This is a genomic window from Actinoplanes sp. NPDC051633, assembly GCF_040681735.1.
In the GTDB taxonomy this organism is placed as follows: domain Bacteria; phylum Actinomycetota; class Actinomycetes; order Mycobacteriales; family Micromonosporaceae; genus Actinoplanes.
This window is the reverse complement of record NZ_JBFAZH010000411.1, coordinates 1-6,098: the sequence shown is the minus strand read 5'-3', so window position 1 is coordinate 6,098 and position 6,098 is coordinate 1. Positions and strand designations below refer to the sequence as shown.

Annotated in this window: 5 protein-coding genes; 4 read left to right on the top strand and 1 reads right to left on the bottom strand. The window is 73.1% G+C overall.

The genetic code is table 11. From position 1 onward, the window contains the following. Positions 1-218 precede the first annotated feature (218 nt). Complete coding sequence (locus AB0M20_RS22205; protein ID WP_364300982.1) at positions 219-839, top strand: LysE family translocator; 621 nt, start codon at positions 219-221, stop codon at positions 837-839. Between the two features lie 25 nt (positions 840-864). Continuing rightward, positions 865-1,341 (top strand): hypothetical protein, encoded by a 477-nt coding sequence (locus AB0M20_RS22200; protein WP_364300980.1) that lies wholly within the window; start codon positions 865-867, stop codon positions 1,339-1,341. A 9-nt stretch (positions 1,342-1,350) separates the two neighbouring features. Here the strand turns inward: AB0M20_RS22200 and AB0M20_RS22195 are convergent, their stop codons facing one another. Further along, entirely contained in the window at positions 1,351-2,769 is a 1,419-nt protein-coding gene (locus AB0M20_RS22195) for a PLP-dependent aminotransferase family protein (RefSeq protein WP_364300978.1), read from the bottom strand. A 105-nt stretch (positions 2,770-2,874) separates the two neighbouring features. Between AB0M20_RS22195 and AB0M20_RS22190 the strand changes: the two genes are divergently transcribed. Next, positions 2,875-5,718 (top strand): BTAD domain-containing putative transcriptional regulator, encoded by a 2,844-nt coding sequence (locus AB0M20_RS22190; RefSeq protein WP_364300976.1) that lies wholly within the window; start codon positions 2,875-2,877, stop codon positions 5,716-5,718. A gap of 165 nt (positions 5,719-5,883) precedes the next feature. Then, on the top strand, positions 5,884-6,098 hold a 215-nt coding region (locus AB0M20_RS22185), incomplete at its 3' end, for a hypothetical protein (protein WP_364300974.1).

Sequence of the window (6,098 nt, the reverse complement as noted above, 5' to 3'; positions counted from 1 at the left end):
GGCGGAACCGGGTCGTCTCGCGCTCGCTGGCCGAGTTCTGCATGCTGCTCGACGTCCCGCTGGGCACCGGAGCCGTCGTGCTGGCGGTCGCCGGCTGACGACCACGCCTCGGGCCGCAATCATAAATTCTTGGCATGGATGGATGCCGGAATTGGCATTGGACCTATGGATCGGGGTCCGGCATCGTCAACTCCAGACTTCCAGGAGAGGAGACGGCGATGACGAGCTTCGCCCTCGCGGCACTGGTGCTCATCATGCTGCCGGGCCCGGACCAGGCCCTGATCACCCGCAACGCACTGGTCGGCGGCCGGCGCGGCGGACTGCTGACCCTGCTCGGCGGCGTGCTCGGGGTGGCCGTGCACGCGGGCACCGCCGCGGTCGGGCTCTCGGCGCTGCTGCTCGCATCGGCAACGGCGTTCACGGTGCTGAAGATCGTCGGCGCGGCGTACCTGTTGTGGCTCGCCGCCCGGATGCTGTGGTCGGCGGTGCGTTCACCGCACACGCCGGCGGCCGACGAGGCGCCCGTGGCTCCGCGACGCGGGGCGGCGTACCTGCGGCAGGGCTTCCTGTCCAACGCGCTCAACCCGAAGGTGGCGCTGTTCTTCGTCACGTTCCTGCCCCAGTTCCTCAGCGCGGACAGCGGCTCACCGCGGGCCGAGGCGCTGCTGCTCTCCGGGATCTTCGCCGTGCTCTACCTGGCGTGGTTCGGCACGTACATCGCCGCGATCGAGCGGTTCGGCCGCTGGCTGCGGCGTCCGCGCGTGGTGGCGCGGATCGAGCAGATCACCGGCGTGGTGCTGGCCACCGTCGCCGTCCGGCTGGTCCTGATCAGCCACTGACCCCACCGGAAGAGGGAAGATCATCATGGACATCGCCGCGCTCCGGAACGGCTTCCGCACCCTGCTCGACGCGGCGGCTGCCACCGCGGCCGGCGCTGGCCCGGGGCGGCGGGACGAGTGGAGCGCCGACCAGGTCCTGGCTCACGTCGTACTCGTCAACGCCGCGACCATCGAGGCCGTCTCCGCGGTGGTCTCGGGAGCGGTCGTGACCTATGACAACCGGATCGCCTCCGACACCTGGACGATCGAGCGCGTCATCGGCCTCACCGGCGGACGAACGGGCCTGCTCGAGCGCATCCGCCGCCAGGGCGACGCACTCTGCGCGCTGGTACCGGCCCTGAGCGAGGCCGAGCTCGGCACGCTGATCCCAACGCTGCTGATCTCGCACGGCGAGGTCCTGGTCGATCAGCCGCTGGCGCTGCGGGACATCATCTCCGGCCTTGCCGCGGTCGAACTTCCCGGACATGCGCAGCAACTGCTCAACCTGCGAGAGGGAGTCTGATGCGGCCCTTCAGCGGTGATGGGCAGAGGCTGCGAGGGCGGCGCTCAAGCCGCGCACCGCCGGACCGACCGACTGCTCCGGCAGGGCCGCGAAGCCGAGCAGGAACCCGGACCGCGGCTCGTCGAAAGCGTAGGTGTAGCGCAGCGAGGACACCTGCAGGCCCTGTTGCCGCAGGGCCGGCCACAGCTCGGCGTCGGCGGCGTCGGCCGGCCCGGTCACGGTGAGGTGCAGCCCGGCCTCGGCGGGCAGCACGTGATAGCCGGAGGGCAGGAACCGGTCCAGCGCTTCCCGCATCAGCCGATGCCGGTCGGTGTACCGTCGCCGGCTGCGCCGCAGGTGCCGGTCGAGATGGCCGTCGGCGATGAAGTGGGTGAGCGCCTGCTGGGTCGCCGGCGGGGGACACCAGTCGACGGCCTGCCGGACGGCGCGCAAGGCGGGAATCAGCGTGGCGGGGGCGACCAGGAAACCGATCCGCAGGGCCGGGGACAGACTCTTGCTGAACGTGCCGACGTAGATCACGCGGCCGTCCCGATCGAGGCGCTGCATGGGTTCCAGCGGCCGGACGGTGTGCCGGAACTCGCTGTCGTAGTCGTCCTCGATGACGGCCGCGCCGGCCCGGGCCGCCCAGTCCAGCAGCTCCAGCCGTCGGCGCCGGGCCATGACCATGCCCAGCGGGTACTGGTGGGACGGGGTGACGTAGACGATCCGCGACTCCGCCGGGATGGCCTCGACCACGATGCCGTGATCGTCGACCGGCACACCGACCACCCGCAAGCCGTGGCTGCGCAGCACCGCGACCACCGGGGGATATCCGGGCTCCTCCACGGCGACGGTCGTCCCGGGCTCCGCCAGGACCCGTGCGATCAGGTCGACGGCGTGCCCGGCGCCCGAGGTGACGAAGGTTTCCTCGGCGGTGGCCGACACCCCGCGCGAGCGGGCCACCCAGTGCGCGAGCGTCTCCCGCAGCTCCGGTGTCCCGGCCGGGTCCTCGTACTGCCCGGGCGCCCGGTCCAGCGTGCGCACGACACAGCGGCGCCAGGCCGCCACCGGGAACAAGGCGGGATCGAGGCGGCCCGGGCGGAAGTCGAACGCGGCCCGGGCGCCGGGCGCCGGATCGTAGGCCGCGATCGCGGCCGCCCGCTCGGTCGGTGCCAGGGCAGGGACCGAGACACGGGTCCGAACGTGCGCCGGCGCCGCGCTCACCACACTGCCACCGCCGGACCGTCCCTCGACGTAGCCCTCGGCGCTGAGCCGGCCGTAGGCGTCCGTGACCGTGGCGCGTGCGACGCCCAGGTCGGCGGCCGCGGTGCGGGACGGGGTGAGCCGGGCACCCGGCTCCAGCCGGCCCTCCACGATCGCGGTGCGCAGCTGCTCGTAGAGCTGCGTGGACAGCGGCCGGGAGTCGTCCGGATCCAGGAAGAGTTCCACGTCGACTTGGTCTAGCAGATTTCGCGCCGTTTGGCACTGTGGAGCGCACCGTTCGACGCCTAGCGTGGATCGCTGGGCAAGTTGCTGTGACGTGGGGGAGCGACTTTGAGTGCGGTAACGATGGAGGCCGCGCGAGCTGCGCGGCCGAAGGATCCGGACGTCGAGTTCCGCCTGCTCGGCCCGTTCGAGGTGCGGGTGCGGGACCGGCTCGTACCGGTCACCTCGCCGAAGCTTCGCGTCCTGCTCGCCGCGCTGCTGCTGAACGCCTCGCGGCCGGTCACCGTCGGGGATCTCGCCGGCGCCTTGTGGGGTGCCGACCAGCCGGCCAATCCGCGTCGCGCCACCCAGGTCGCCGTTGTGCGACTCCGCGCGGTGCTGGAGGCGGCCGGTTGTCCGGGACTGATCCGGACGCGGCCGGAGAGTTACCTGGTCGAGGTGCCGGCCGATCAGATCGATCTGGGGCGCTTCGAGCGCCGGCTCCGCGAGGCCGACCGAGCCGCGGAACGCTCCGACGCCGTTGCCGAGGCGGAGGCGTTGCGGGCGGCGCTGATCGAGTGGCGAGGCGAGCCTCTGGCCGACCTGTCCTTCGAACACCTGCGGCACCGGCTCACGCAGCTGCAGGAGCGGCGCCTGCACGTCCTGGAGCGCCGGTTCGACGCGGACCTGCGCCTGGGCCGGCACGACCGGATCGTGGCCGAACTGATCGATGCCACCGCCGAACACCCACTGCGGGAACGTTTCTGGGCCCAGCTGATGACCGCGCTGCACCGTGCCGGCCGCCGCGCCGACGCGCTGGCCGCCTACCACGCCGCGCGCCGGCATCTGATCGACGAGCTCGGCATCGAGCCCGGCGAGGAACTCCGCCGGACGCATGCCACTGTGCTCGGCGGCCTGCGATCGCCAGACACCGGGTCGGTGCTGCTGCCCGCCGTTCCGCGACAGCTGCCCGCGGCGGTGCCCTCCTTCGCCGGCCGGACCGGCGAGGTGAGCCGGCTCGACACCCTGCTCGCTCCGGACGAGTGGGACGGTGCCGGCGCGCCGACGATCATGGTGATCTCGGGTACGGCCGGTGTCGGTAAGACCGCGCTGGCCCTGCACTGGGCCCGCCGCGTGGCGCACCGGTTCCCGGACGGTCAGTTGTGGGCCGATCTCCGCGGTTACGACCATCGCCCGCCCCTGTCCGCCGGCCAGGCGCTGACGCTGTTCCTGCGCGGACTGGGCGTGCCGGACGCGTCGATACCGTCCGACCCGGACGGCCGCAGTGCGTTGTACCGGTCGCTGCTCGACGGGCGGCGGGTGCTCGTGGTGGTCGACAACGCCGCCGCCGCGGATCAGGTGCGGCCGCTGCTGCCCGGCGGCTCCGGACCTGCGGTGATCGTCACCAGCCGCGATCCGCTGACCGGCCTGATCGCGGCCGGCGGCGCGCAGAGCCTGGAACTGGACCGGTTCACTGCCGCCGAGAGCCGCGAACTGATGGTGCGGCGACTCGGGGAGCGGCGGGTCGAGGCGGATCCCGCCGCCGTGGCCGAGATCGTCGACCGGTGTGCCCGCCTGCCGCTGGCGCTCTCGATCGCGACCGCCCGCGCCTCGCAGCGTCCCGGCCTTCGCCTGGGCCGGCTGGCCGCGCAACTGCGGGCCGCACGGGAACGGCTCGACGAGTTCTCCGGCTCGGACGCGGCGACCGATGTGCGTGCCGTCTTCTCCTGGTCGTACCGGAAGCTCGGCGAGCCGGCGGCGCGATTGTTCCGTCTGTGCGGCGTGCACCCGGGACCGGACATGTCGACCGAGACGCTGGCCGCCCTGGCGGGAGTCGCGCCGCCCGACCTGCTGCCGCTGCTCAGGGAGCTCGCTGACGCGCACCTGGTGGTCGAACACGTGCCCGGCCGGTGGACCGTGCACGACCTCCTGCGCGTCTACGCCACCGAGCTGGCGGACGGGCACGACCCGGCCGAGCGGCGCGGCGGCCTGCGGCGCGTCCTCGATCACTATCTGCACTCGGCGCACGCCGCGGCCATGGTCCTCGAGCCGTTGCGGGACGCCATCGAGCTCACCCCGCCGGATCCGGCGGCAGCGGTGCGGGTTCCGACCGATCGCGAGGACGCCCTGGCCTGGTTCGCCCGTGAGCACGACGGGCTGCTGGCCGCCGTCGAACGGGCGGGCCGCGGCGGTTTCGAGACCCATGCCTGGCAGCTGGCGTGGACACTCGCCGACTTCCAGCAGTGGCGCGGCCTGTGGCCGGACCGCGCCGCCTGCCTGACGATCGCGCTCACGGCCGCCCGGCGGCTGGGCAACATCGCCGAGCAGGCCCGCGCCCATCGCGGCCTCGGCTATGCGTACACGCGCCTGGCGCGCAACGACGAGGCGCACCTGCATCTGCGACAGGCCCTCGAGGTGTACGAGCGGCTCGACGACCGGGCCGGCCAGGCCCGGGCCCATCACGGGCTGTCGTACCTGCTGGAACGCCAGGGCGACCGGACGGGCGCGCTGTGGCACGCCGAGCGGGCCCTCGTGCTCTACCCGCCGGAGGGCAACCGGGCCCAGCGCGCCCGGGCGGTCGGCAGCGTGGGCTGGTGTCACAGCCAGGTGGGCCGGCACCGGCTCGCACTGCGCTTCAACCGGCTGGCGCTGGCCCTGCTGGACGGCGTCGGCGACCGGGTGGCCGAGGCGGCCACCTGGGACAACCTGGGCTACGCCCACCACCACCTGGGTGATCACCGGCAGGCCGTCGCGTGTTACGAGACGGCCCTGCGCCTGCGGCGGGAGCTGGGGCATCGGTACGGCGAGGCGAACACCCTCACACACCTCGGCGACACGCTGCACGCGTCCGGTGCGCGGGACGCGGCTCGGCGGTCGTGGCAGGAGGCACTGGCCGTGCTGGACCAACTGGGCGAGCCGGACGCCGACCGCGTCCGGATCAAATTGCGCGAGCTGACGACCACGGTGGTGTGACGGTCCACCCGACGAAGCCGGTCTGAATGCGGCGAGTATCGCGTCCACTCACGACGTTCGCTTCGGCCGGCGCCTGCGGTGAAGCAGAGGTGAAGGCGGCCGCTGGAAGCATCTCCGGCGCGCGCTTCCCGCGGGGGAGCGGTGTCTGCGGGGGAGGAATGCGTCATGCGCCGTTGGCGATCGTGGCTGGCCGGTCTGTCCATCGTGGCACTTGCCGTGGCAGGGGTCGAGCTCGTCGATCCGGCGCGGGCGGCGCCACCCACGGCGCCGGTCGGCGGCCGGTCACCGCAGGACGCGGCCACGGCCGCCGCGAAGGAGAGCGGCCGGCGGGTGGAGGTGCTCAGCGCCCGGACCGAACGCCAACAGGTGTTCGCGAACCC